Genomic DNA, 25,880 nt, shown 5'->3' on the forward strand with positions numbered 1-25,880 from the left:
GTCGGCGTGCCGCCCGGGTCCGTGGCGAGTAGCTGGAACACGATGATGGCGACCGCAAGGGCGCGCGCTTGATGGGCGCCTTTGTAAGTCGCGGGTATCGCCGCCAACGTGCCCACGGCGACCGTCCAGTACCACGGCCACGAGAGAACGTTGACCACGAAAAATGCGGTCCACGCGATGGTGAGCCACGCGAATATACCGCCGGTCCGCGAACGCAGGGTATCGAGGTTGTCCCTTTCGCTCGCGACCGGGCGCGCCAACCACCAGCACACCGCGAGCATCAATGCTCCTGCCACCATGCACAATGTGCGCGCGATCGCGAGGGCGTTCTCGAAGCTGGACACTCCGATCCAGTCAGCGAGATGTGCGCCGGCCGTGGGCAGAGCGATCCAATAGACGACTCGATCGGACACCGACAACGCGTCCATCCAGCCGATACCGGCGCCGCTGGCGAGAGTCACGATGGCACCGGTGACGGCGGCGAACGCCGTCATCCAGACACCGCGCGCGAACGCGCGAAAGAATGCTCTCCCCGCGATCCATGCGAGGAAGGGGAGAAGGAGGAGGGACGTCACCTTGATCGTCCCCGCCAGCCCGATAGCGACTCCGGCACCGGCCAGAAGACCCCAGCGCAATCGGGGAGGCGCCGCCGCTGCGGCCGCCACGGACAACCACATGCCCAGGAGCGCGAACGCGAGAATTATCGCGTCGTTGTGGAGCCCGCCGACCAGATGCACCACGACCAGCGGATTGGCTACGCCTAGCCACAGCGCATGATCGCGCGATGCGCCGGTGAGGCGCGCAAGGCGCGACAGTGCCACGGCGGCGAGCGCGAGGAACGCGAAGACCACCACGCGCAGACCGATGATCGCCGGCCACGCAGAGTGACCGGAAAGCGCCGCCGTCCCCTGCATAATCAACAGATGTAGAGGTCCGTATGGGGTGGGAGTGAAGCGCCAATCCGGGTGGACATTGGCGGACATCGCACCGCCGGCCGCGCCGGTGCCGTCGACGTAGGGGTCGGCGGGCCCTGACAGCATTTCGCCCTGTGCGAGGTAGGTCCAGGCGTCACCGGAAAACACCGGTAATGCCGGCAACAGCGGTATCGCCCATGCGGCGAAGACGACCCACCACCGGACCGCGGTTCCCGACGCCACGGCTTTTCCGAGCGCCAACCACGCAATACAACACAGGATGACGCCGAGCCACACGAGAATCATCGACGCCACCGCGCCCGAACCGATGGCGAGAAATGCGAGGGCGTCGTTGCCCGCAAGCCCGATCTCGCCCGCCTGTGCGCCTGCGCCGAAAGAACCGGCCGAGATCATGCACGCACCAAGCGTCCCGGTGAGAATCGGCGCGAGCGCACCCGCGCCGCCACCGCCGCGATGCGCGCCGGCTATCGACTTGGGAACATCAGGGTCGGCCGCGCCGTGGCTTGTGGAGGAGGGAGAGTGATTCATGGAAGACGAAACGGCGGCGCTTCTCAGAACGCCCGGTCGACGGCCCGCCCGGCGAGGCCACGCAGCGTTTCCTCGCCAGGGGCGTCGAGTGCCGCGTGGTCCAGGGCGGAAAGGCCCTCCGACGTCAGACGTTCAATTTCTTCTTGTACGTGGTTCACGGCTCCGCTGGCGGTGAGGATATCGCGGGACCGTGCGAGCTGCTCCGCACCCAGATCGGCACCGAGCACGCGAGATAATTCCGCGGCATCCGCCGGCGAAGCCTCGTTGAGCGCATAGTTGATGAGCAGCGTGCGCTTTCCCTCGCGGATGTCGTCGCCCGAGGGCTTTCCGGTTACTTCCGGGTCCCCGAAGACGCCGAGCATATCGTCGACAAGCTGATAGGCGATACCCATGGACACCCCGAAAGTCCGCAGCGCCGCAATGGTTTCCGGCGGCGCACCGGCGAGCACCGCGCCGAGGTGCACCGGGCGCTCGATCGTGTACGCAGCGGTCTTGAAACGGTTGACCCGCGCGGGGGTGTCGAGGTCGGAGGCGTCGGTGGCTTCTGCGTGCACGTCGAGCATCTGCCCGCCGAGGACCTCGGTTTTCATATCCGCCCACACCGCATGCGCACGACGGAAAAGCTCTATCGACATGGTCGGGCAATCAAGGAGCGCTTCGGAGAACATTTCGTCCGCCCAGGCCAGGGCGATATCGCCGAGGAGGATGGCCTGGGATCGGCCGTAGGCGTCGGAGTTGCCGCTCCAGTCGGCTTCGGCGTGTTCGGCTGAGAGCGCGACGTGGACTGTGGGAAGGCCTCGCCGGGTGGCCGAGGCGTCGATGATGTCGTCGTGGATCAGCGCGCACGCCTGGATTAGTTCCAGTACCGCCAGGGCCTTGACCGCGGTGTCGATGTCCGCGGATTCGGTCGAGTCGCCGGTCGGTGCACATGCGCAGTAGGCAGCGATGCCGAAACGTGGCCGCATCCGTTTTCCACCGCCGAGGACGAAGCTCTCGAGCCGGTCGGCGATGGTGCTGCAGCGGCCGTCGATCTCCGAGAGAAAGGCGCGGCGTCGCGAGAGGAAGCTCTCCAATTCACGCTGGATGGCGGACGCGGGATCCGAGCACGTCCGTGAAGTGTCGGTGCCTGTCGCATCCTTCATCAGCTGCTACAGCCTTTCGCCCGGGGCCGCCCGTCGGCCATGATCTTCTGCCGTGCTGGATCTCGGGTGATCGCACGTGCATCTGTCACCCTATCGCGAGCACGACGGCGGCACGCCCGGGGCGTGAACCGAGGGTTCACTGGCAGGGGAGATGAGCTGATCCCTAGACTGGCCTGGAACTTCATTCCCTGACACAGGAGGCTCGACGTAGTGACCGCCGGGAACGCCCACGATTCGCACACGACTGCTCATGATGGCGTCATTGCGCGAATGTCGGCTTCCACAACTGCGCGGATCCCTTTCTCGGTCGAGTTCTACCCGCCCCGCGACGAGGCGGCCGAGGAGCGTTTGTGGCGCGCCGCCTCCGTATTCGAGCAGCTGGGCGCCGCGTTTGTGTCCGTGACGTACGGGGCGGGCGGGACGACCCGCGACCGCACTCTGCGCATCACGCGCGAGGTCGCCGACAACACGGCCCTGTTGCCGATCGCGCACCTGACCGCCGTGGGACATACCGTCGAGGAGCTCGACGCTCTTGTCGACGAATACGCGAATGCAGGGGTGCACAATATCCTCGCGCTGCGCGGGGATCCGCCCGGAGATCCGCTGGGGGAATGGACTCAGCACCCGGGTGGTCTCCGTTACGCGGACGAACTGGTTCGGCTCATCGGAGACAAGCGTTCCTTTGAGGTGGGCGTTGCCTCGTTCCCGGAAGGGCACTATCGGGCAAGGACGCTCGACGTGGACACCGATGTTCTCGTGTCGAAACTGCGCAGCGGTGCGGAATATTCGATCACGCAGATGTTCTTCGACGTCGACGACTACCTCCGGCTTCGCGATCGCGTGGTCGCCGCGGATCCCGAGCAGGGCGCCAAGCCGATCATCCCGGGCCTCATGCCGGTGACCTCGCTTCGCTCGGTGCGCCGGATGCTCGAGCTTTCGGGGTCGAAGTTGCCGGCCGATTTCGAGCGCCGCCTCACGCGAGCAGCAGGCAGCGGAGATATGGAAGATCGTGCGGCGGTTCGCGAGGTCGGCATCGAGTTCGCGACGAACCTGTGTGAGCGGCTCATTCGTGAGGGCGCCCCGTGCCTGCATTTCAATACGCTCAACTTCTCCCGCGCGACGCAGGAGGTACTCGCCAACCTGGGCATGGCGCCCGAGGTGGGCGCGCATGGGGGAGTCGTCCTCGCCTAATCGCTGCGGGAGCGGGCTCGTGCGCCGGGGGCTTGGCCCCGTGCCCGCTCCTATTTCAGCGCATCACAGCGGCGAGCGTATGCCCGCGTCCGTGCGTGCACGCGAGGACCGGGCGAGCAGGATCACCAGAATCGACACCAGGACGGCCGCGCCGATACCGACGATGAGCCACACGGCGAAGCCGCGCGTGGCTGGGTCGGGATAGCTCGTGCTGGCCTCAAGCGTGCTCACAGTCCCCGCCTGCGGCGACCACGAGACGCGGTTCGGATCGTCTTCGATGGTCCCATTGGTGTTCTCCACGGGAGCGGGGAAACTCAGGTCGATACGCGACTGGATTCCGCCCGTCTGCCCCGGGGGGACGCCGGTGAGGTCGATGCTGCCCTCGAACGTAACCTTGCCGCCGGAACGGCGGAAGCTCATCGAGTACGGCCGGGAATTATCCACCTGCAGGCCGATGACCATGGTGTCGACGTCGGCGAAGCTGAGCTCGGTGAAATATATTTCCTTGCCCGAGAAGTTGTTGGCCGCGTAGTTGGAGATGCGGACCTTCTCCTCGAGCCCGGAGGGGACGGAAAGTCCGTTGAGCACGGAAGCCTCTTCGGCGTTGTCCCCGGCCAACAGGATGCGGCCGGAGACCGTATCGTTCTTGCTCACCGAGAGATCGGCTCCCAGCTGTAGACAGCCCGACAGGGTGAACGCCAGCGCGACAACCAGCGACAGCAGCGTGCCGCGGCGGAGCCACGCCGGCCCGTAGCCGCCGGTCTGTCGATGCGCCTCTCCCGAAGAATTCTCGGGGGTGCGGTTGTTCGGGGCATTAACGGTCATCACAGAACACCATTCTGCCTGGGTAGGGCGCGGGTTGTTTGTCGCGACTCGCCAAAATCATCTCAGAGCATCTTCCTTGCCAAAGCTTTGCGGAGGTACGAGCGCGCGAGCGAGGCCGAGATCCGCCCACTCGTGCCGATGACGCCGCCGCCCGGATGCTGCGAGGCGCCGGCGAGAAAAAGTCCCTCAAGCCCGGGAATTCGGTACTGCGCGAGCTCCGGGTGGGGCCGGAAAGGGAGCATTTGGTCGAGGGACATCTCGACGTGCATGACGTTTCCGCCCCACAGCCCGAGCTCGCGCTCGAGGTCGAGCGGGGACTGGGCGAACCGGTGCTCGACCGAGTCGGCGAACCCCGGCGAATAGGCGTCCACGGCGGAGATGATGCGGTCGGCCTCGGTCTCTTTGACGTCATTCCAGCTGCGGCCGCCGGCCAAGTGCCGCGGATGCCACTGCGACCACAGCGTCAACTCGTGTTTCCCGGCCGGCGCCAGGCTCGGATCGAGAGAGGAGAAACTCATCACGAGCACCGCAGGATCGGCGTCGAGGCCGCCCGCGGAAGCTACGCCGTACCGCCGGTCGAGAAGCTTGCGGTCGGTTACGAGCAGCTGCAGCCCGTGCGAGCTGTCCTCGATGCGTGCTCCCTCGTAATTGGGAAGTCGATCGGTTCCCACGCGCACGGGCATTCCGACGCCGAAACCCGTGCGGATCCCGCGCCGCCAGCGGGACCAATCGGCGGAGGGGACGAGTGGGCGGACGAGCTCGAGAGTCGAGAGAACGTGGGCCGCGGAGATGACGCAGCGAGTGCGGAAATCCCGGTCGCCTGCGCGAACGGTCCACGCTCCGCCGTCATCCTGATTCAGTGAGGTGGCGGGATGAGAGGCAAAGACCTCGCCGCCGTTCGACCTGATGCTCGCGATAAGCGCGTCGGCGAGCGCGCCCGATCCGCCGCGAGCCCTACCGGGTGGGATCGAATGCATGAGCGCCGCGAAGCCGATCATCGGCGCAGTTGCCGGAGACGACATCGGCGGCCCGGACTGCGCGCCGAACCACGCGAGAGCCGCCTTGAGGCGCTCGGAGTCGAACCAATAATCCAGGAGCGCATCGCCGGAGGAGAGAAATTGGTGGGAGAGCGCGAGGGGATGGCGCATTCCATAGGTGCCGACCAGTTTTCCCAGGCCCAACGGGTTCGGCGCCGCGCCGAAGCTCGCCATCATGCCCTCTGCGAGCGGCGTCCATGCCGCGACGAACTCGCGATACGCCACAGCATCGCGTTCCGAACACGCGACCGCAATCGACGCGCACGTGGTGTCGAGATCGGCCGAGAACACCAGCGGCGGTTCGCCCGAGCCTGGTGGGGCGGGCGCGAATGCCCACGGATCACAGTCGAAATATTCGAGACCGAATCGGCTCAGCTCGAGCTCTTCGATGATGCCGGTGTGCCGGATCATCAGATGCGAAGACGAGCCGCGATCGGTGAGGTGCCCGGGGTAGCGCTCGACGGTGGACGTCGCGCCACCCAGGACGCTGTCTCGCTCGAGCACGGCCACCGACTTGCCGGCACGCGCAAGGTACGCCGCGGCGATAAGCCCGTTATGCCCCGAGCCGATGACCACGGCATCGTATCCACCTCTCGTGGTGCTTCGCGCGTCGGTCATTCCGCGCCTATCCCGGCTGCGGCGGATGACGCTGCGGCCCGGGCCAAGTCGGTTCGGAGGATCGCAAACCTGCGGGGGTCGCCTTCGAAGAGAAAATCGCGCAGTACATCGGAGAACCCTGCGCGGCGGTACAGACGCCACGCGTTGTTCGTCTCGCCCTCGACCTCGGGAGTCGACAGGAGTACCGAACTCTCTGCCCGAGTCGTGAGAAACGACTGAAGCAGAGCCCACCCGACTCGATGCCCGTGAAGAGCCGGCAGAACATGGAGCTCGGTGAGTTCGGCCATCTTCTCCGGCAGCGGCGTCCCCGCGGAACGCGCACCCGCCGAGACTCGGTCGAACCACCATTGACCCCGGCGGGCGCGGTAGCCGTAGCAAATGCCGACCAAAACCTCGTCTGACGTCGGAGGTGTTTGGTCTGCCAGGCCTTGCACGTCCGCCGGAGCCGGGACGACCCGGACATCGAGATCCTGTGGTGCGGACGCGGCCGCGGGGTGCGACCGGCGGAACCACCAGCGTCTTCCACGGCCGCGGGTGGCCGTGGCGTCCGCATGCACCGAAACAGCAAGCTCGGCTGCGTCCTCCTGAGAGACGAAGGCCGCGACCGCCGAGAAATCGGCCCAGCGGCTGTGCTCGTGCCACACGGGGCTGCGTTGCCAGGAAAGCCGAGGGGAGTAGCCCATCGCCGCAACGTATACGTCCAACGCCTCGCGCACCCGTAGCCGAAACTCTGCCGGCGAAAGAGAGACGATACGTATTTCCACCCATCCATAACACCACAATGTGCCGACCTTACGGAGGAACTGGAGGTATCTGCGCTGGTTAAGGACGAATGTCGGTGGGCGAATATAAGTTCTATCCGTAATCGAAACCACAAGAAATCGGGGAACTTCATGTACACCAACATTCATCGAGCAGCGGCGACGACGACCATCTCCACGCGCGGCGCACGGCGGGATTCGACTTTTGTCGGCCGCGCGCGGAGGGCCGAGTTGCTCAGGGAACAGGCGGTCTCGGCGCGCAGCCCGGAGGAAAAACTCGCCTTGTCCTACCGGAGCGCGAGGGAGAAAGGGGCGCTCCTGCTGGGCGCGCCGCCACGGAGAGGCCCGAACAACGTCTGGCTCCGGCTCGAACGAGAATGCCCGGCGGTGGCCGAGTGGGCGCGCGCATTTCGCGGTTACTCCAACCTGGTTTCGGCCATCGATGCCGGACTTCCGCGAAACGTCGACAGCGAATTCGCTCGACAGTTCCTGTGGGCGGTCGGGCAGTTCTTCGAGAGAGTCGAGGCAGAGCAGAATCAAGAAATTGCTGCTGCCTAGCCCTTTGTGAGGAAATTCTGGAGGATTAATTGGTAACGGCCCGAGCGATTGGACGTATGATGGTGGTGAAAAAAGCGCGCCATAATTCGGCGGGAACGAAAAGTTTGCGTCGCGCGTTGTACACACTGCCCAGCAAAAATCGGGGACCGCGTGCAGTGCGCATGGGAGCCTCGTGACAAACGCCAGCCAAGGGAGGATCCGTGCCACTTTCAGAGCACGAGCAGCGGATGCTCGACGAGATCGAAAGCGGGCTCTACGCGGACGATCCCAAGTTTGCGAGCAACGTCCGTCGAAGCTCCTCGTCGTCGGGCATCAGTCCAAACTTGTGGAAGTTTGTGCTCGTCGGGCTCGTCGGGCTTGCGCTACTCATCGTCGGTCTAGCGTTCGGCCCTAAGCCGGCGGGCTTTCCCATCGTCAGTCTCCTCGGCTTCATCATTATGTTCGGCGCTGGCGTTGGTGCGTTGCTCTCCAACCCGGGTTCGCCCGAGAAGAAGGGCGCTACGTCGCCCGGCCGCGGTACAGCGGCACCGAAGAAGGGGCCACGAGGTCAAAACGGCCCGGCGTCGAAAAACAAGCCGTCCGGCAACTTCAGTGATCGGATGGAAGAGCGCTTCCGGCGGCGCTTCGAGGAAGGGCGCTAGAAGCTAGCTCCCCACGTTCGCCCACAAACCCTGTCACCTTCGCGGTGGCAGGGTTTTTTGCGTCCTCATGGCCCGAAACCCGCCTTTACCCGCAAGTTCCCACTTTCCTCCATCATTCTTCCCCCAGGCTCCCCACTTTGCTCCACGCGCGGTAGTTTTACTATTCACTTGTTTAACATTTGCCACGTTGGCTACGATTAGTCCCAGTTAAAGAATCTTGCCGATAGGTGATGCCAAGCGTGTCGCCCGAATTTTCAAACAATTTATCCACTTTGAACTGCAGCTATGTAAGTGCGTGGGGCAAAGTGGGGATGAAGTCTTGTATGTGGGGCTTAGTGGGGTAAAGTGGGGGACGCAAGTCGCTCAGATGTAGTCCAGGGCCCTCGATAAAACACGGCCACGGATACGGGGAACGGGAGGTGGCTGGTGGATTCCACCGACTCGCCTGTCTCCACGGATGAGCGGGAGCCCGTTTTCGTCGGGTATGGGACGTATCGCCCCAGGCTCGACGACAAGGGACGACTGACAATTCCGGCGAAGTTTCGAGCACCGCTCGAAAACGGGCTGGTGATATGCAACTGGTTCACCAATGCGTTGTCGGTTTTCCCGGAAGACGAGTTCAACGCACTGGTGAAGAAGATTCGCCCGACGGCCAACCGCTCCGCGCGGCATATGGCCTTCTACCGAATCCTCGTCAGCGGAGCGGACGTGCAACAACTCGATAAGCAGGGACGAATTTCCATCCCCTCCGGCCAACGCGGGTACGCGGGTCTTGACAAAGACTGCGTGGTCAACGGGTTGGGCGAGCGCCTCGAAGTCTGGGACGCAACCGCATGGGATCGCTACAACGAAGAAAATCTTCCGGCGTTCTCGGAGATGGAAGGCGCGTCGCTCGGTATCGAGTTCTAGGAAGCGGTCCCGCTGGGATCGATTCCGTCGCGGAGTGTCTTGCGGCCTTCGCCCAGGGTGCCCTGGCGTACTTCCCCAACGCCAGGTCCCACTGGGCGGGGACCTCAAGATACTGCGGACTCAAATCACGATCTGTACGACCAGCGGGCCAATCGGCCGGCGTGGCCTCTCGGGAGGAGGTGGGTGGTGGACTCTCCATCGGCAACGCACATCCCGGTGATGCTCGCGCGAACGATCGATCTGTTCACTCCCGCTATCGATGCCGCCGTGAACGAGGGGCGCACCCCGGTGATCATCGACGGCACTCTCGGACTTGGCGGACACTCCGCCCACCTTCTGTCGCGTTTTCCCACGCTCCACATCATCGGAGTGGACCGGGACACCGAAGCGCTGGAAATGGCAGGGCGCAGGCTGACGGCGTACTCCGATCGTTTCACGCCTGTGCACGCACGATTCGACGATGCCGAAGCGATCACTGCGGCGATTCCCGACTTCTCGGCTGATGACGCCGGACCGTGCATCGACGGAGCGCTGCTCGACTTCGGCGTCTCATCGATGCAGCTCGATGTTCCCGAGCGCGGATTCGCCTACTCTGTCGACGCGCCGCTCGACATGCGTATGGATTTCACGGCCGGAATGACTGCCGCCGATGTGCTCAACGAATATTCCGCGAAAGACCTCGCCAGGATCCTGCGTGAATACGGCGAAGAACGCTTCGCGCGGCAAATCGCGTCCGCCATCGTCAAGCGCCGGGAAACCGAGCAGTTCAGGAATTCCTCCGAACTCGTGGAGCTTCTCTACTCCACGATTCCCGCCGGTGCCCGACGGACCGGAGGGCACCCCGCGAAGCGAACGTTTCAGGCTCTCCGTATCGAGGTGAACGCTGAGCTGGAAGCCGTCTCCGGCGCCGTCACCCTCTACCTCGATCTCGTTCGAGAGGGCGGAAACGTGATCTTCATGTCCTACCACTCGCTCGAGGACAAGATCGTCAAGAAGGAGCTCACGGCCCGGACTCGATCCACGACGCCGGCAGACCTTCCTGTCGAACTGCCGGGACATGAAGCCCAATACCGACTATTGACACGCGGGGCCGAAAAGGCTTCCGACGAAGAAATCGAAGGCAATCCACGATCGGCCTCGGTGCGTGTGCGCTGCGCCGAACGAATCGCTCCCCGAAAGCTGCCCAGGAAGGACCGCTGATGAGCTCTCGCACTCCGTCACGTGGACGTGTCCGCTCTGACCGCACTGCCAATCGATCGACTCGCAGGCAGGGCGGCGCGACGGGATCTTCGTCCCGTGCACGCCCGTCGGCCGGTGCGCAGACGGTAACGATGGAGCGCCCGGGCGCGCGGGGCGTCGCTGCCCCCGCGGCGCCGAAACCGCGAACGCGCAAGTCCGCGCCGCCGAGTGTTCGTGGGCGTCGAGTGCCGGAGTCGGCTCCGGCGTCACTCACCTTCGCGGACCGGGCGGCTGCACTGCGCCACGTGGTCACCCGGATCCCGTTCGTCGCCGTGGTGCTCATACTGGTTGTCGCGGGGATCGGGTTCACGTTGTTCCTGTCGGCTCAGTCGACAGAGGACACCTACGCCCTTCGTTCCGAGCAGAACAACATCGCGTTGCTTCGTGAGCAGCGCGACGCCCTGCTCACCGAAATCGAATCCGACCGAAGCGCCGAGGCTCTTGCGCGGAAGGCCGCAGACCAGGGAATGGTAACCGTCCTCGAATCGCCGATGATCGTGCGCAACGACGACGGAACGACACGTGTCGAAGGTCCCGAGGAGGCAACGCTAGGCGCCCCGATCGAGCCCCTGCAGGCAGAACGCAGCACGTCCGGTGATCGCGGTCGCGCGACGTCAAACGATTCGAATCGGTTCGGGTTGCCCTCCGAGCGGGGCCAGGCCACGAACGACAACGAAGGTGGGCTTCGAGTGCCCCACCAGCAGGAAGAAGCGCACGTTCCGGACCTTGGCGCGGGACGGCGAGTGGCAGACCTTCCCGCCCCCGCTGCGAACGAGGCCGCGCCGGTACCGGCCCCGGCGGAAGTTCCCGCACCCGCAGGAGACGCACAGGTTCCGCCGGCAGCGCCGGGACCGGTGGACGCGCCGCAGTAGATCGAATGATTCGAACCGGGAACAGGTAATTTCCGGGTTGAGAACGCAAAGCCATCGCGTGAGCGATGAATATCCGAGGTGGACCTTGGCCCAGGCCGGGCACGATCGCGGGAGGAGAGCACATGAACGGACGACCCCCGCACGAGCGCGCCGAGGCGCAAGGTGCGAGAAAACCGTCGTCTCGTTCCGCAGGGGCACGCAAGCCCATACGCACGACTGCGCAGACCGACTCGCGATTCAAGTTCCTTCGCGCGATCGTCGTGCTTCTGCTCGTCGTCGCATTGGCAAAACTGCTGTGGGTGCAGACGATCGGTGGGCGCGAGCTGGCTGCGCAGGCCGCGAATCAGCGCATGGTCGAACAGGTCATGCCGGCGACTCGAGGCGAGATCGTGGACTACCGGGGCGAACCCATCGCCTTCACACGTGAGGCCCGCTCGCTGTCCATTCAGCCTTCGGTCGAACGGGACAACGCCGACGAGCGCCACCAGACCGATCCGGAAAAGCCCGATTGGGATCAGCTGGTCGACGACATCTCCGACAAGTTCGCCGAGGTTCTCGGCGATAAGATCAACCGCGCCGAGATCAAGGACAAGCTCAAAAGCGACGACGGATTCACCTATCTGGTGAGGAACATCGACGTGTCTGAAGCCAACGCGATCACTCGGGACTTTCCGATGGTCGGCAGTGAACGCGTCGATATCCGCGAATATCCCGGAGGTTCCCTCGCAGCGAACATGATCGGCGCCACAAGCTCTGGTGACAACGGCCGCCTCACCGGACTCCAGGGGCTTGAAGCACAGTATGACGACGTACTCGGCGGGATCGACGGACGCCGCACCTTCGACATCACGCCGGACAACGCGGTGATCCCGGGGAGTATTCGCACCGCCGAAGAGGCCGTCGACGGCGGCGACGTTAAATTGACCGTCGATTCCGATCTGCAGTGGTACGTTCAGCGCGCCGTGCAGAGCGCCAAGGACAATTCGGAGTCCGGCGGGGCCTCCGCCGTCGTCCTGGACGCAGAGACCGGCGAAGTGCGCGCGATGGCGAACGACAACACCTTCAACCCGGCGATCGGTGTCGGAGACGAACTCAAGCGCGGGGCCGATCTGGGCAACCGGGCGGTGACCACTCCGTTCGAGCCGGGCTCGGTGAACAAGATCGTCACCGCGGCCGCGGCTATCGACATGGGAGTGACCGATCCGGAGGAAGTGCATACTGTCCCCGGAAGCATCGAAATGGCCGGTGTGACCGTGAATGACGCCTGGGAGCACGGGCCAGCACAGTTTACGACCACCGGGATCTTCGGCAAGTCGTCGAATGTTGGCACACTGATGCTTGCCGACCGGGTCGGCAAGGATCCCTATGCCGATTACCTCAAGAAGTTCGGTCTCGGACAGAAGACCGGGATCGAGCTCGAGGGCGAGTCCGCGGGCATGGTGCCCGACCGTGAGAACTGGCTGGGCGGCACGTTCGCCAACCTGCCGATCGGGCAGGGCCTGTCGATGACGCTCCTGCAGATGACCTCGATGTTCCAAACCGTTGCCAATCATGGCGAGCGAATCCCCCCGCGAGTCGTGTCTTCTGTGACCCAGCCGGACGGCTCTGTAACCGACACCGAACGGCCGCAAGGGGAGCAGGTTGTCTCCAAGGACGCCGCAGACACAGTCCTCGATATGTTCCGGGGCGTGACCCTCGAAGGGGGAACCGGAACGGCCGCCGGCGTCGAGGGCTACCAGGTTTCCGGTAAGACCGGCACGGCGCAGCAGATCGACCCGGAATGCTCCTGCTACTCGAACTCCAACTACTGGATCACGTTCGCTGGAGTATTCCCTGCAGATGCTCCGAAATACGTCATCGGCATCATGCTCGACAACCCTGTGCGCGGCGTGCATGGCGAGGGCGGGCAGAGTGCGGCACCGCTGTTCCACGACATCGCGGCTTGGCTGGCTACGCGCGACAATATCGCCCCGTCGGCGCCGGGCCGGCCGCTGACTCTCGAACAGGGCTGACGCCGGCGCGGCGAGTCGATCCGGTACTGCGACATTCGCGGCCGCCATGTCCAAGTGTGGTGCGCCAGATCGCGGTGGCGGGCGGTAGTGTTCTTACGAGAATTGGTTCGACACCTCGCCCGTTGACACGCTAGAAGCGGGACGTAAACACGATGGCTGGTAATTCGAGAAAGGGACGTGATCTACGCGTGCATGACCTCAATGAGCTCGCCGCCGTCATCGGTTGTGACGTTCAATGTGCGGGCGGGGGCGAGGAGGCCGCGAATCCGGTCGTGACGTCGGCGACGATCCGCGCCCAGAGCGCGCGGGAGGGGACCCTGTTCGTCGCACTGGCAGGCGCAAGGGTGCATGGAGCCCAGTTCGCCGGTGAGGCCGCCAAAAACGGGGCGGTAGCGGTTTTCACCGACCCCGAGGGCGCGAAACTCGTCGCCGAAAACGTCGGAAGTCAATGTCCGTGCATCATTCACCCCGCCCCGCGGGAAGTGCTCGGCGCTCTGTCCTCGGCGGTGTACGACAACCCCTCGAGTCACGTTCCTACCGTCGGCATTACCGGCACCTCGGGAAAGACCACGACCACCTACTTCGTGGAAGCGGCATTTCGCGGCGCCGGAAAAGTGGCCGGCCTCATCGGGACGACAGGCTCCCGCGTTGCCGGTGAACCGCTGCCCAGCGCATTGACCACGCCGGAGGCTCCGGAGCTCCAGGACCTACTGTCGGCGATGCGCGAACGCGGTGCCGAGGCGATTGTCGCGGAGGTGTCCAGTCACGCACTTCGTCTGGGGCGGGTCGACGGCGTCCGCTTCGCCGTTGGGGCCTTTCTCAACCTGTCCCAGGACCATCTCGACTTCCATCCCACGATGGACGACTATTTCGGAGCGAAAACCCGCCTGCTCACCACCGCGGTCGACTACGGATCCCGCGTGTTGCCTGCAAAGAAGGCCGTTGTTTGCATCGACGACGAATGGGGTAGGCGCATGGCCGACTTGCGTCCCGATGCGGTCACGGTGTCTGCCATTCCGGGAACCGACGCCGACTGGACGGCAGGCGGTTCGACGCCCACCCACGGCGGCGGACAACGGTTCTCCGCGTTCCGTGAGGGCCGCGAATACGTCGTGGAACTCGCTCTGACCGGTCGTTTCAACGTGGCGAACGCGCTGGTGGCGTTGGCGATCAGCGAGCAGCTCGGACTCGATCTCGACGCTGCGGCAGGCGGTCTGGCCTCCGCGCACGTTCCCGGCCGGCTCGAACCCGTCCACCTCGGCCAGCCCTTCCGCGTCCTCGTCGATTACGCGCATAAGCCCGCCGCTGTTGGCGCCGTGCTCGACAGCGTCCGCGCATCGACCGGGGGACGTCTAGCTGTCGTTCTCGGCGCGGGGGGCGACAGGGATACCGCGAAGCGCCCGCTGATGGGCGCCGAGGCCGTGGGCAAGGCGGAATACGTGGTCGTCACCGACGACAATCCGCGCACCGAAGACCCGACGGCAATTCGGGCAGCCGTGGTGGAGGGAGCAGAGCGCAAACTTGCCTCCATGCCGGCGGGGAGCTCCGTCGTCATCAAGGAAATAGGGGACAGGGCCGCCGCCATTGCCGATGCCATCAACTGGGCGCAGCCGGGGGACTCGATAGTGATCGCGGGCAAGGGGCACGAGACCGGCCAAGAGGTGGCAGGTAAGGTCTACCCGTTCGACGATAGGGAATCGGCGCGCGAATCGCTGAGCGAGCGCTCGCAGTTCGAGGCGTGGCAACTCCCGGACAACGGAGACAGCGACCAGGGAGAAGGCAAGTGAAAGAAATGACGCTGCGGGACGCGGCGCAGATCGTGGGTGGACGGCTCACCGACGCAGCCGACCCGGATACGGTGATTTCCGGTCCCGTCGAGTTCGACTCCCGCAAGGTCCGTCCCGGCGGACTGTTTCTCGCGCTACCCGGGGAGCGCGTCGACGGTGTCGACTTCATTCCCGCCGCGCTCGAATCGGGCGCGGTCGTAGCGCTGACAGCGGCAGAGGTGGACGCGCCGGCGATCGTCGTCCCACGCCTCGCGCCGACCGAGACCAACGCGATGGCGCTCGCCGCGGACACCGATGGTTCCGGCGCCGCCGTGCTGGCTGCGCTCGGCGCATTGGCCAGAGCGAACGTGGATCAGCTTCGTGAGCACCACGGGCTGCGCGTGGTCGGCCTGACCGGATCGGCCGGCAAGACTTCCACCAAGGACCTCATCGCCTCGGTGCTCGAGCCGGCCGGCGCCGTCGTTGCCCCTCCCGGTTCGTTCAACAACGAGATCGGCCACCCCTGGACGGCGCTTCGCGCCGACGAGTCCACCGATTTCCTCGTTCTGGAACTGTCCGCCCGCGCCCCGGGGAATATCGCAGCCCTGACGGAGATCGCTCCACTGGATATCGGCGCGGTACTCAACGTGGGCACCGCCCACCTCGGGGAATTCGGTTCGCGCGACGTCATCGCTCAAACCAAGGGCGAACTCGTGGAGGCGCTGCCCGCTTCCGGTCTCGCGATTCTCAATGCCGACGACGACAAGGTCGCGGCGATGGCCACGCGCACCCACGCGCGAGTGTGCACCGTCGGGCTTTCTGCAGCGGCGGACGTCTACGCCACCGCGGTGGAGATCGACGACGAGGCGCGCGCATCCTTCGTGCTCAACTACGGAGGCGAGACTGCGCAGGTGCGGCTCAAGGTGCACGGCGAACATCAGGTATCCAACGCCCTGGTCGCTGCCTCCGTTGCGATCGAATGCGGACAGTCCCTAGCGCAGGTGGCGGAATCGTTGAGTGGCGCGACCGCGCGCTCGACTAGGCGGATGGACGTGCAGACCCGTGCCGACGGCGTCACGATCATCAACGACTCGTACAACGCCAATCCCGATTCGGTGAAGGCCGCGCTGCGTTCGGTCGCGGTGATGGCGCGGACGACGAATCCACCGCGGTCCACCTGGGCCGTGCTCGGGGAGATGGGCGAGCTCGGCGACGAATCGATCACAGAGCACGATCTCGTCGGGCGTTACCTGGTCCGTCTCAACATTTCGCATCTCATCGTCGTCGGCTTGGGCCGCCCCCAGCGCGCGCTGTTCCAGGGCGCAATCCAGGAAGGCTCGTGGGGCGCGGAAGCCGAGCACGTGGCGACCGCCGAGGACGCGCTCGCTATTCTTAACGATCGACTAGCCCCCGGGGACGTCGTTCTGGTCAAGGCCTCGCAGGCCGTCGGCCTATGGACGGTGGCCGAGAGCCTGCTGGAGGACAATTAATGACGCAAATCATCGTCGCGGGAATCGTCGCCTTCGTGGTGTCGGTTTTCCTGACCCCGCTGCTCATCCAGTATTTCCGCAGGTTCGGGTACGGCCAGACCATTCGTGAGGATGGTCCTCAGAGCCACCAGGCCAAGCGCGGCACGCCCACCATGGGCGGTATCGCGATCGTGATCGGCATCTGGGCCGGCTACATCGCTGCAGGTCTCACCGGGCTCTTCACTATCGGCGGGGGCGGATTCACCGCATCGGGCCTACTCGTGATGTTCTTGGCCACCGCGCTCGGCCTCGTCGGGTTCTTCGATGACGGGCTCAAGGTCGTCAAGCGGCACAACCTCGGCCTCAACAAGCTGCAGAAGACGCTCGGCCAGGTCGCCGCGGCGATCCTGTTCGGCATCCTCGTCCTGTTCTTCCGCAACGATCAGGGCCTCACACCCGCGTCGACGAACCTGTCGTTCACCCGCGACTTCATCTCGATCTCGATGCCCGCGTTCGTGTTCGTGATCTTCGTCCTCATCCTCGTGTGGTCGTGGTCGAACGCGGTGAACTTCACCGACGGACTCGACGGGCTTGCCGGCGGCGCCGTCGCTCTCGTCATGGCCGTCTACACGATCATCTCCTTCTGGCAGTTCCGCTACTCTTGCGTCGGCGGCGATTCCGACAACCTCCTCGGCTGCTACACCGTCCGCGACCCGCTCGATATCGCGGTGATCTGTGCGGCCGCCATGGGCGCCTGCGCCGGTTTCCTGTGGTGGAACGCGGCACCGGCGAAGATTTTCATGGGCGACACGGGCTCGCTCACTCTCGGCGGCATCATCGCCGGTGTTTCCGTCGTCTCGCAGACCGAGCTCCTCATGATCGTCGCGGGCTCGTTGTTCGTGCTCGAGATCGCCTCGGTGGTCATCCAGGTGGTCATGTTCCGCAGCACAGGGCGCCGCCCATTCCGGATGACCCCCATCCACCACCACTTCGAACTCGGCGGGTGGAAGGAAACCACCGTCACGATCCGTTTCTGGCTGCTCACGATCATCTCGTGCGGCATGGCCCTGGCGATCTTCTACGGGGAGTGGCTGGCCGCAGCGGCGTTGTAGCCGCATTTACCCGCACCCCGGGGAGCCGTTAACCACACCAGTAACACCTGTCCCACCTGTAACGGTAGGATCGGCGTGCAGAGCGTGCCCACCGATTCACCTATGACGTCGGACGCACGCGCCGAGCACGACGCACCGAGCCCAACAGGGGAGTAGACATGGCCATCAACCGCGCATCCGAGATTTTGGGATCGAAGGTGCTTGTCGCCGGCGCCGGTGTCTCCGGCCCCGGGGCCGTCCGTCTCATTCTCCGACTGGGCGGAAAGGTGACCGTCGCCGACGGGCGTCCCGAAGCGCTCGAAGCGCTCCGCGAAACCGTCGTCGTGAGCGAGGGCGAATCCGCGCGTGAGTCGATCACAACCGTGAGTGTCGACGCAGCGCGCGAGAGTTTCACCGCGCCGGGCGCGGTTGACCTCGTCGTCACCTCTCCCGGTTGGCGTCCGGATTCCCCGCTGCTTCTCGCGGCCGCGGCGGTCGGGGTCCCAGTGTGGGGAGACGTCGAACTGTCCTGGCTCGCGGATCAGGAAGGCTGCTTCGGCTCGCCGCGCACGTGGCTCGCGGTGACCGGAACCAATGGCAAGACCACGACCACGGCGATGCTCGCCGATATGCTCTCCAGCGGCGGGCTGGCCGCGTCCGCGTGTGGGAACATCGGGGTTCCGGTGCCCGACGTGCTCCTCGCCGAGCCGCGGGTGGACTATCTGGCGGCCGAACTCAGCTCCTTCCAATTGCACTGGGCGCCGTCTTGTACGCCCCACGTGGGAGTGGTGCTCAATATCGCCGAGGATCACCTCGACTGGCACGGCTCTCTGGCCGCGTACACGGCAGCCAAGGCGCAGGTACTCACCGGCGACGTCGCGGTCGTCGGCGCGGACGACGTTGCCGCCGTGGCCCTCCTGGGCAATGCCCCTGCGCCTACGCACGTGTCCGTGACGGTCGCGGAGCCGAAGAGAGCGCAACTGGGAATCGTCGGTGGTTCCCTCGTCGATCGCGCGTTCGTCGACGAGGTCGAAACAAACGCGGGCGACGGCACCGCCTTCTACGAGGCCGCTCGGGTCCGCCCCGCGGGTCCAGCGGGGCAGACCGACGCGCTCGCGGCGGCCGCCATGGCCCGAGCGGTCGGCGTCTCCCACCAGGACATCGCGGCCGCTCTGGACGGTTTCAAGGTGGCGGCGCACCGCGCCGCAGAGGTCGCCACGATAAATGAAATCGCCTACGTCAACGATTCGAAGGCCACCAATCCCCACGCGGCGCGCACCTCGCTGCTCGCCGGCGGGATGCGGGTCTGGATCGCTGGCGGCCTACTCAAGGGGGCGAGCGTCGACGAACTCGTCGCCGAGGTTGCACCTGTTCTTCGCGGCGTGGTGCTCATTGGCCGTGACAGAGCTGAGATTGCGGCGGCGTTGTCCCGACACGCGCCGCAGGTCCACGTAGTTGAGCTCCCCTCGGGAGACGATAACGACACATCGGAAGCCGCACCGGAGCGCGACTCGCAGTCCGTGATGGACTCCGCTGTGCGTACCGCCACCGAGCTTGCTCGGCCGGGCGACACAGTGCTGTTGGCGCCGGCAGCCGCGTCGATGGACATGTTTACCAATTACGGGCATCGCGGGGACAGCTTCGTCGCTGCCGTCGCAGCCCTCGAAGGCGAGGAAGACCGATGACGAAATCGGCGGTCGAACCCACGCGGGGCGGCGACGACCCAGGCGCGGAGAGCGGTCTGCAAGCCGCCTGGCGTGCGCTGGTCAACCGCTTCAGCGGCCCCACGGCGTCCTTCCATCTCGTCCTCGGCATTACGATGCTTCTGGTCGCGATCGGGCTGGTCATGGTGCAATCGTCGTCCAGTGTGCGCGCGTTCGCGGAGACCTCGAGCCCGTACTACTACCTGATCCGTCAGGGCATTCTCGTCGCCATCGGCCTCGTGGCGTTCTACTGCGCGATGAGGATCCGGTTCACCACCCTGAAGAAACTCGTGACGCCGTTCCTGATCGTCGCGCTTGTCTTGCTGGTGGCGGTGCTCATCCCGGGGATCGGTAGCGAGGTCAACGGCTCGCGTGGCTGGATCCAGCTCGGCGGGTTCGCGATCCAGCCGGCCGAGATCGGACGGCTCGCAGTGATCCTTTGGGTCGCCAGCGTGCTTGCTCCCCGAATCCGCACCGCATCGTTGCGCGATTACTTCTGGCCTGCCGCGATCGCGCCGATACTCGTAGGCGGGCTGGTTCTCGTTGCCCCGGACATGGGCATGGCAACCGCCATCGTGATCGCCTATGTCGTGCTGATCTTCCTCGCCGGCTTCCCGTGGAAGCCGCTGCTGGCGTTCCTTTCGTTGCTTGTCGTCGCCTTCGTGGTGTTCGCCTCGATGTTCGCCTACCGAATGTCGCGCGTGCAGGTCTACTTCGACACCCTCAAGGGCAACCTCGAAGAGACCGGCGCTGCCGGCTACCAGACCTATCAGGGCATGATGTCCCTGGCAGAAGGCGGAATCTTCGGACAAGGCCTGGGACAGTCCTCGGCGAAGTGGTACTACCTTCCCGAGGCGTCCAACGACTTCATTTTCGCCATTATCGGCGAGGAACTGGGCTGGATCGGAGCGACGTTTGTCGTGGCGCTGTACGTGGGCCTCGCGATGGTCGGCGTTCGGATCGCGACCCGTTCTGTCGATCCGTTCCGACGCCTCGTCTCCGGTGCCGTCGCCACGACGATTTCCCTGCAGGCCTTCATCAACATCGGCTACGTCGTCGGCCTTCTGCCGGTTACCGGCATCCAGCTGCCGCTCATCTCGTACGGCGGCTCCTCTGCGGTGGTGACGCTCGCATCGCTCGGCCTTCTCGCGAACTGCGCCCGCCACGAGCCCGAGGCGATCTCCGACTACCAGTCCAGGGTCGGCGGTAAGCGTCACTGGTGGTCGCTTCCCGCGCCGCAGCCTTATACCCCGGAGCCCCTGGTGAAGCCGGCGGGACAGCCCGGACGCTCGTCCACGTCGGGACGGCGGTACGGCGAGCCGGTGCAGAGCCCGCGCGCACGCTACGAGTCCGTGCCCGTCGTGCGCGAAGGACAGATGAACCGCGCGATGACCGGGCGCACATCCAGGCCCGCGCGTGAGCACGAGCGGCGTCAGGAAACGATGCGCGGAGCGCCCGGGCGTAGAGAACAACCGCAACAGACGTCGAGGGCAGGCGAGCGGCGCGGCCAGCTGCGCAGCGTGCCCCGGAATGGCGGCGCACCGAGCTCGGCGTCGCGACAGGGACAACCGAAACGACAGGGCACCCAGCCGCCGCGCGGCGGGCAGCGCGGATACCGGGCAAGGGGGAACGGGTGAACGCACCGGAGACGGCATGGGTCGTCGGAGGGGGCACCGCCGGGCACATCGAGCCGGCACTGGCGGTGGGTGAGGCGCTGCGGCGCCTTCGCCCGAGCGTCGACGTGCGCGCGGTCGGCACCCCGCGTGGGATGGAAACCCGCATCGTGCCGGAGCGCGGGTTCACCCTGGAACTCGTCGACCCCGTGCCGCTGCCGCGCACGGTGAACATGGACCTGTTCAAGCTTCCGTACCGCCTCGTCAAGGCGATCGCGGGAACCCGCGCACTGCTGCGCAAGACGAGGCCGTCGGTGATCGTCGGTTTCGGTGGGTACGCGTGCGTGCCGGTCTATCTCGCGATGATGCTTACCAGGCGGCGCCCGCCGATCGTCGTCCACGAGGCGAACGCGAGCGCGGGGCTCGCCAACAAGCTCGGCGTGCGCGTTGCCGACGCGGTCATGGCCGCTGTGCCCGGTTCGGGGCTCGCGGGCGCCGAGGTCGTGGGAAATCCCGTGCGTGATGCGATCACGGGGCTCGACCGCGCCGGGCTGCGCGCGGCCGCGCGGAACTTCTTCGGTCTTGGCGAATCGGGCCCGGTCGTGCTCGTATTCGGCGGATCGCAGGGCGCGGCAACCCTCAACGCCGCGTTCGCGGGTGCGGCTGACGACCTGCGTCGCGCAGGGGTCGGGGTAATCCACGCCACAGGAGAGGGCAAGGAGTTCGAGCTCGCGGACGTGCCCGGCGATAACTCGGCGGGATACGCGCAGGTGCCGTACATCAAGCGAATGGACTTTGCTTACGCAGCCGCCGACCTCGTGGTCTGCCGCTCCGGCGCGATCACCGTCGCCGAGGTGAGCGCCACGGGCCTGCCCGCCGTGTTTGTCCCGCTACCCATCGGCAATGGCGAGCAGGCGCTCAACGCGAAATCCCTCGTCGACTCCGGTGCTGCGCTCCAGGTCGCCGATGCTGACTTCGATGCCGACTACCTGCGCGATACGGTGATCCCGTTGGCCACCGACGAGTCCGCGCTCGGCGCCATGACGGCGACCGCGATGAGCTCGGACTCCCGCAGCGCCGCAGACAAGGTCGCCCGAAAGGCGTTGGCGCTCATGGACGCCCGCGACTAGCGGCGCCCAACGACAACCGTCCACCACTCGACACCGAAGGCACCACCGAAGATGAGCAGCAGCGAGCCCGAGTTCCGCACCGTCCACCTGATCGGCATCGGCGGCGCGGGCATGAGCGCTATCGCTCGCATCCTCCTCGGCCAGGGCGTTCACGTGAGCGGATCAGATGCGCGCGACGGCGCGACGATCGCGGAGCTGCGCGAGCTCGGAGCCCATGTCGCCATCGGCCACGACGCCGCGAACCTCGAGTTGTCCGGGGAGCTGCCAGACTCCGTCGTCATCAGCAAAAAGGCGATACCGGCAGACAATCCGGAACTTGCCGCCGCCCGTGAGCGCGGCATCGAAGTCCTCACGCGCTCGCAGGTACTCGGCCGGCTCGCCGCCTCGGGCCGCTCGATCATGGTGTGCGGCACCCACGGCAAGACCTCGACCACGTCGATGCTCGTGTCCGGCATGCTCACCGCGGGCGTCGACCCGTCATTCGCCGTCGGCGGTACGGTGCTCGAGCTGGGTACCAATGCGCGTGGCGGCGCCGACCCGATCTTCGTCGCCGAGGCCGACGAATCCGACGGCTCGCTCGTCGACTACCAGCCGGACGTCGTCATCCTCACCAACGCCGAGCCCGACCACATGGACCACTTCGCTTCCGAGGCCGAGTATTTCGGCGTGTTCGACACGTTTATCACGCGGATCTCCTCCAGCGGGTGCCTCGTCGCTTGTCTGGATGACGTCGGAGCTGCCGAGCGCGCACGGCGGGCGAAAGCCGCGGGAATCCGTGTCGCGGGGTACACGACCGACGCGTCCGCCCTGCCCGCCGACCTCGCCGAATGCGTGGCGGCGGAGATCTCCGAGATCGAGATCGCCGGAAACACCACGCGCGGCACGTTGCTCATGGACGGTGCGTCGCACCGCGTCTCCGTGGGAATCGCCGGCACGCACATGATGCTCAATGCCACCGCGGCGCTGCTGTCGGCGCGCGAGGTCGGCGCACGGTCCGGGCCGTTTGCGGCCGGTCTCGCCGGGTTCGGGGGAGTCGGGCGACGCTTCGAATTCAAGGGCGAATCCGGCGGGGTCCGCGTCTACGACGACTATGCCCACCACCCGACCGAGGTGCGCGCGGTGCTCACCGCGGCGCGCGGGGCCATCAATTCCGAGGGGCCGGAACACGGACGCCTCATCGCGCTGTTCCAGCCGCACATGTACTCGCGTACGAAGCTGTTCGCGGCCGAATTCGGCGAGGCCTTGTCGCTGGCGGACTCCGTCATCGTCAACGAGGTGTACGGAGCGCGTGAGCAGCCGGTTCCGGGCGTCGACGCCGCTCTGGTCGCCGGGCACGTGGGCGTCGAGGTGTCGACCGCGGCGAACCTCGACGACCTTCGCGCGAAAGCGTTGGAGGTCCTGCGACCGGGCGATACCTGCTTCACGATCGGCGCCGGTGACATCACGACGGTCGGCCCGCTGCTCCTCGCCGACCTTGCCGGGAGGGACGCCCGATGAACGATCCCGGTCGAGGCCAGTCAGGCGATCGCAAGCCCGGGGACGTCGAACCGACGCTGCCGGACGACCCGCAGGCGCGGGCGGACGCCGCGACGGTGCGCAGCTCCAGCCAGCGTGTGCGGCTGTCTGACCCGGCGGTGCGCGCCGAGGTGCGGAGGAAGAAGCGCCGCAACAACCGGATCGCCGGGGCGGCGGCAATCGTCGCCGTCATCGCCGTGCTCGCTTATCTCGCCGTGTACTTCCTTCCGGTTCTGGCGGTGCGCTCCGTGGAGGTCACCGGTGTCCCCGACGAGCAGCGGGCCGAGGTCATCGAGCAAGCGTCGGTGTCGAACGGGACGCCGCTTCTGCAGGTCGACTCGCGCAACGTGGCCCAGCGCGTGTCGGTGATCCCGAACGTGTCCGAGGTGCGTGTGGTGCGGGCATACCCTTCGACCCTGCGCATCGAGATCGTCGAGCGCGAACCGGCCGTGGTCGTCGAAATTGACGGCTCGCCGCACATCTTCGACCGCGAAGGCGTCGACTACGACCAATCGGGCAACGTTCCCGAGGGACTGCTGCGCGCGGAGCTTTCCGACGTGTCTCTCGAGGTCGCGCCGCAGGCCGTCCGGGACATTGTCGAGATCTCCGAGGCGCTGCGCACCGCGACGACGCAGGCCGGCGCGGAACAGATCGCCACGTCGGTGTCCTCGCGCTCGCCGCAGGGCTATGAGGTCACCCTCGCGGACGGGCGCGTCATCGAATGGGGCTCGGTCGAGAAGTCCGAGGAGAAGGCCGCGTCGTTCGCAGCGGTCATGGACCGGCCGGGTCAGAGATGGAACGTGTCCAATCCTTCGATGCCGGTGTCGTCCGAGTAGCTGTTATTCCGGTCACTTCCGCCACGTGAGTCACATTCGCCGGGTGTGCGGCTGCGCGGCGGTGAATCCATTGCGACACGGCATCGAAATTCCGGCGCGCCTCATGGAAAATCGGCATTAGGTCTCATAACGTTCAGCCCGTCGGTTGAGGCGCTGACCTGCAAGTTTAACCCTTTAGTAGAGGTTTAGACTTCTGCTTATCGGGTAGAGCCTTCAGGGACCGCACAGCACACATGCACACCCGCAACTTAAGAGGGAAGGGCGCATCCCCACATGACTGAACCCAAGAACTACCTCGCCGTTATAAAGGTCGTCGGTGTCGGCGGCGGCGGCGTCAATGCCGTCAACCGGATGATCGAAGACGGTCTCAAGGGCGTCGAGTTCATTGCCATCAACACCGATGCGCAGGCTCTCCTGCTCTCGGATGCCGACGTCAAGCTCGACGTCGGCCGCGATCTGACGCGCGGCCTCGGCGCCGGCGCGGATCCGGAGATCGGCCGTAAGGCCGCCGAGGACCACAAAGACGAGATCGACGACGTCCTCCAGGGCGCGGACATGGTGTTCGTCACCGCCGGAGAGGGCGGCGGCACCGGCACCGGCGCGGCCCCCGTGGTCGCCTCGATCGCGCGCAAGCAGGGCGCTCTCACCGTCGGTGTCGTCACCCGTCCGTTCTCCTTCGAGGGCAAGCGCCGCAGCAAGCAGGCCGAAGAGGGCATCGAGGCGCTTCGCGGTGCCTGTGACACCCTGATAGTGATTCCGAACGACCGGCTCCTGCAGCTGTCCGATCCGTCGGTGTCGATGATCGACGCGTTCAAGAACGCCGACGAGGTGCTCCTCAACGGTGTTCAGGGCATCACGAACCTCATAACCGAGGCCGGCACCATCAATACCGACTTCGCCGACATCAAGGGCGTCATGTCGAACGCCGGCAGCGCGCTCATGGGTATCGGTTCGGCGACGGGCGACCAGCGCGCCCGCAACGCCGCGCTCGATGCGATCAACTCACCCTTGCTCGAGACGACGATGGAAGGCGCCAAGGGCGTCCTCATTACCGTCGCCGGCGGCTCGGACCTGTCCCTCATGGAGACCAACGAGGCGGCGCAGCTCGTTCAGGAGCAGGCGCACGAAGACGCGAACATCATCTTCGGCGCCGTCATCGACGATGCCCTCGGCGACGAGGTCCGTGTCACCGTCATCGCCGCGGGCTTCGAGGGTGGCGCTCGCAAGCACGTCACCGATCCCGCCGGCCGCCACCGCGCGGAGGGCGAGGATCGCCAGAGTGCGGGCCCTGCGCTCGGCGAGAGCCGTCGCCCCGAGCCGGAGCCGCGGCCGGAGTACCGTCCCGAGCCGCGCCCGTCGCGGAGCGGAACCGATGATGACGACATCGACCTCCCTCCGTTCATGATGAACTGATCCGCACCCGGCCTCGGTAGCTGAGCGCAGCGACCGAGGCCGCGCCGCGAAGACGCGGTGGACTTGTGCTGTGCCG

The 25,880-nt window shown here is 65.8% G+C and carries 21 protein-coding genes; 16 read left to right on the forward strand and 5 right to left on the reverse strand.

The window, feature by feature from the left end:
* Nucleotides 1-1,463: polyprenol phosphomannose-dependent alpha 1,6 mannosyltransferase MptB (mptB, locus tag K8V11_RS07210; protein ID WP_303912090.1), on the reverse strand; the 1,463-nt coding region annotated here is incomplete at its 3' end.
* A gap of 23 nt (nucleotides 1,464-1,486) precedes the next feature.
* The gene (locus K8V11_RS07215) at nucleotides 1,487-2,605 is read right to left on the reverse strand and encodes a polyprenyl synthetase family protein (RefSeq protein ID WP_303912092.1); all 1,119 of its coding nucleotides are present in this window, start codon (nucleotides 2,603-2,605) and stop codon (nucleotides 1,487-1,489) included.
* Nucleotides 2,606-2,875: 270 nt separating this feature from the next.
* On the opposite strand from K8V11_RS07215, the gene metF reads away from it, so the two are divergent.
* Complete coding sequence (gene metF, locus K8V11_RS07220; protein ID WP_303912094.1) at nucleotides 2,876-3,796, forward strand: methylenetetrahydrofolate reductase [NAD(P)H]; 921 nt, start codon at nucleotides 2,876-2,878, stop codon at nucleotides 3,794-3,796.
* 63 nt (nucleotides 3,797-3,859) lie between these two features.
* Here the strand turns inward: metF and K8V11_RS07225 are convergent, their stop codons facing one another.
* The 3 genes from K8V11_RS07225 to K8V11_RS07235 form a co-directional block, all read right to left on the reverse strand.
* On the reverse strand, nucleotides 3,860-4,621 hold the full coding sequence (locus K8V11_RS07225) for a DUF3153 domain-containing protein (protein WP_303912097.1): 762 nt from the start codon (nucleotides 4,619-4,621) through the stop codon (nucleotides 3,860-3,862).
* 62 nt (nucleotides 4,622-4,683) lie between these two features.
* Nucleotides 4,684-6,276 carry an NAD(P)/FAD-dependent oxidoreductase gene (locus K8V11_RS07230; protein ID WP_303912099.1) on the reverse strand — a complete coding sequence of 531 codons (1,593 nt, stop codon included), beginning with the start codon at nucleotides 6,274-6,276 and terminating at the stop codon, nucleotides 4,684-4,686.
* Complete coding sequence (locus K8V11_RS07235; protein WP_303912100.1) at nucleotides 6,273-7,040, reverse strand: GNAT family N-acetyltransferase; 768 nt, start codon at nucleotides 7,038-7,040, stop codon at nucleotides 6,273-6,275. Before K8V11_RS07235 ends, K8V11_RS07230 begins: the two co-directional genes overlap by 4 nt.
* 129 nt (nucleotides 7,041-7,169) lie before the next feature.
* On the opposite strand from K8V11_RS07235, the gene K8V11_RS07240 reads away from it, so the two are divergent.
* The 15 genes from K8V11_RS07240 (at nucleotide 7,170) to ftsZ (ending at nucleotide 25,804) form a co-directional block, all read left to right on the forward strand.
* Nucleotides 7,170-7,595: an SAV_6107 family HEPN domain-containing protein gene (locus tag K8V11_RS07240; RefSeq protein ID WP_303912102.1), complete on the forward strand. Its 426-nt coding sequence runs from the start codon at nucleotides 7,170-7,172 to the stop codon at nucleotides 7,593-7,595.
* A 200-nt stretch (nucleotides 7,596-7,795) separates the two neighbouring features.
* The gene (locus K8V11_RS07245; protein WP_303912103.1) at nucleotides 7,796-8,236 is read left to right on the forward strand and encodes a DUF3040 domain-containing protein; all 441 of its coding nucleotides are present in this window, start codon (nucleotides 7,796-7,798) and stop codon (nucleotides 8,234-8,236) included.
* Nucleotides 8,237-8,662: 426 nt separating this feature from the next.
* A complete protein-coding gene (gene mraZ / locus K8V11_RS07250; protein WP_303912105.1) occupies nucleotides 8,663-9,145 on the forward strand; it encodes a division/cell wall cluster transcriptional repressor MraZ in 483 nt (160 codons plus the stop codon).
* 186 nt (nucleotides 9,146-9,331) lie between these two features.
* Complete coding sequence (gene rsmH, locus K8V11_RS07255; RefSeq protein ID WP_303912107.1) at nucleotides 9,332-10,345, forward strand: 16S rRNA (cytosine(1402)-N(4))-methyltransferase RsmH; 1,014 nt, start codon at nucleotides 9,332-9,334, stop codon at nucleotides 10,343-10,345.
* Between the two features lie 284 nt (nucleotides 10,346-10,629).
* Nucleotides 10,630-11,256, forward strand: coding sequence for a hypothetical protein (locus tag K8V11_RS07260; protein ID WP_303912109.1), 627 nt, complete (start codon nucleotides 10,630-10,632; stop codon nucleotides 11,254-11,256).
* A gap of 122 nt (nucleotides 11,257-11,378) precedes the next feature.
* On the forward strand, nucleotides 11,379-13,268 hold the full coding sequence (locus tag K8V11_RS07265; protein ID WP_303912111.1) for a penicillin-binding protein 2: 1,890 nt from the start codon (nucleotides 11,379-11,381) through the stop codon (nucleotides 13,266-13,268).
* Nucleotides 13,269-13,456: 188 nt separating this feature from the next.
* On the forward strand, nucleotides 13,457-15,055 hold the full coding sequence (locus K8V11_RS07270) for a UDP-N-acetylmuramoyl-L-alanyl-D-glutamate--2,6-diaminopimelate ligase (RefSeq protein ID WP_303912113.1): 1,599 nt from the start codon (nucleotides 13,457-13,459) through the stop codon (nucleotides 15,053-15,055).
* A complete protein-coding gene (gene murF, locus K8V11_RS07275; RefSeq protein ID WP_303912114.1) occupies nucleotides 15,052-16,524 on the forward strand; it encodes a UDP-N-acetylmuramoyl-tripeptide--D-alanyl-D-alanine ligase in 1,473 nt (490 codons plus the stop codon). The genes K8V11_RS07270 and murF overlap by 4 nt, the downstream gene beginning before the upstream one ends.
* On the forward strand, nucleotides 16,524-17,615 hold the full coding sequence (gene mraY / locus K8V11_RS07280; protein WP_303912116.1) for a phospho-N-acetylmuramoyl-pentapeptide-transferase: 1,092 nt from the start codon (nucleotides 16,524-16,526) through the stop codon (nucleotides 17,613-17,615). Before murF ends, mraY begins: the two co-directional genes overlap by 1 nt.
* Nucleotides 17,616-17,773: 158 nt before the next feature.
* Nucleotides 17,774-19,279, forward strand: a complete 1,506-nt coding sequence (gene murD / locus K8V11_RS07285) for a UDP-N-acetylmuramoyl-L-alanine--D-glutamate ligase (protein ID WP_303912118.1) — start codon at nucleotides 17,774-17,776, stop codon at nucleotides 19,277-19,279.
* Nucleotides 19,276-20,934 carry a putative lipid II flippase FtsW gene (ftsW, locus tag K8V11_RS07290; RefSeq protein ID WP_303912120.1) on the forward strand — a complete coding sequence of 553 codons (1,659 nt, stop codon included), beginning with the start codon at nucleotides 19,276-19,278 and terminating at the stop codon, nucleotides 20,932-20,934. The genes murD and ftsW overlap by 4 nt, the downstream gene beginning before the upstream one ends.
* The gene (gene murG / locus K8V11_RS07295; protein ID WP_303912122.1) at nucleotides 20,931-22,040 is read left to right on the forward strand and encodes an undecaprenyldiphospho-muramoylpentapeptide beta-N-acetylglucosaminyltransferase; all 1,110 of its coding nucleotides are present in this window, start codon (nucleotides 20,931-20,933) and stop codon (nucleotides 22,038-22,040) included. Before ftsW ends, murG begins: the two co-directional genes overlap by 4 nt.
* Nucleotides 22,041-22,091: 51 nt before the next feature.
* Entirely contained in the window at nucleotides 22,092-23,537 is a 1,446-nt protein-coding gene (murC, locus tag K8V11_RS07300) for a UDP-N-acetylmuramate--L-alanine ligase (protein WP_303912124.1), read from the forward strand.
* Nucleotides 23,534-24,391 (forward strand): cell division protein FtsQ/DivIB, encoded by an 858-nt coding sequence (locus K8V11_RS07305; protein WP_303912126.1) that lies wholly within the window; start codon nucleotides 23,534-23,536, stop codon nucleotides 24,389-24,391. Before murC ends, K8V11_RS07305 begins: the two co-directional genes overlap by 4 nt.
* Nucleotides 24,392-24,664: 273 nt before the next feature.
* Entirely contained in the window at nucleotides 24,665-25,804 is a 1,140-nt protein-coding gene (gene ftsZ / locus K8V11_RS07310) for a cell division protein FtsZ (protein ID WP_303912128.1), read from the forward strand.
* The last annotated feature ends 76 nt before the right edge of the window (nucleotides 25,805-25,880 follow it).

This window comes from Dietzia timorensis, from assembly GCF_020742175.1.
In the GTDB taxonomy this organism is placed as follows: domain Bacteria; phylum Actinomycetota; class Actinomycetes; order Mycobacteriales; family Mycobacteriaceae; genus Dietzia; species Dietzia timorensis_A.

Coding starts and splice junctions, on each gene's coding strand:
- K8V11_RS07215 (WP_303912092.1), bottom strand. CDS start 2,605: ATGAAGGATGCGACAGGCACCGACACTTCACGGACGTGCTCGGATCCC.
- ftsW (WP_303912120.1), top strand. CDS start 19,276: ATGACGAAATCGGCGGTCGAACCCACGCGGGGCGGCGACGACCCAGGC.
- ftsZ (WP_303912128.1), top strand. CDS start 24,665: ATGACTGAACCCAAGAACTACCTCGCCGTTATAAAGGTCGTCGGTGTC.
- mraY (WP_303912116.1), top strand. CDS start 16,524: ATGACGCAAATCATCGTCGCGGGAATCGTCGCCTTCGTGGTGTCGGTT.
- K8V11_RS07240 (WP_303912102.1), top strand. CDS start 7,170: ATGTACACCAACATTCATCGAGCAGCGGCGACGACGACCATCTCCACG.
- murC (WP_303912124.1), top strand. CDS start 22,092: ATGAGCAGCAGCGAGCCCGAGTTCCGCACCGTCCACCTGATCGGCATC.
- murD (WP_303912118.1), top strand. CDS start 17,774: ATGGCCATCAACCGCGCATCCGAGATTTTGGGATCGAAGGTGCTTGTC.
- K8V11_RS07230 (WP_303912099.1), bottom strand. CDS start 6,276: ATGACCGACGCGCGAAGCACCACGAGAGGTGGATACGATGCCGTGGTC.
- K8V11_RS07265 (WP_303912111.1), top strand. CDS start 11,379: ATGAACGGACGACCCCCGCACGAGCGCGCCGAGGCGCAAGGTGCGAGA.
- metF (WP_303912094.1), top strand. CDS start 2,876: ATGTCGGCTTCCACAACTGCGCGGATCCCTTTCTCGGTCGAGTTCTAC.
- K8V11_RS07225 (WP_303912097.1), bottom strand. CDS start 4,621: ATGACCGTTAATGCCCCGAACAACCGCACCCCCGAGAATTCTTCGGGA.
- K8V11_RS07305 (WP_303912126.1), top strand. CDS start 23,534: ATGAACGATCCCGGTCGAGGCCAGTCAGGCGATCGCAAGCCCGGGGAC.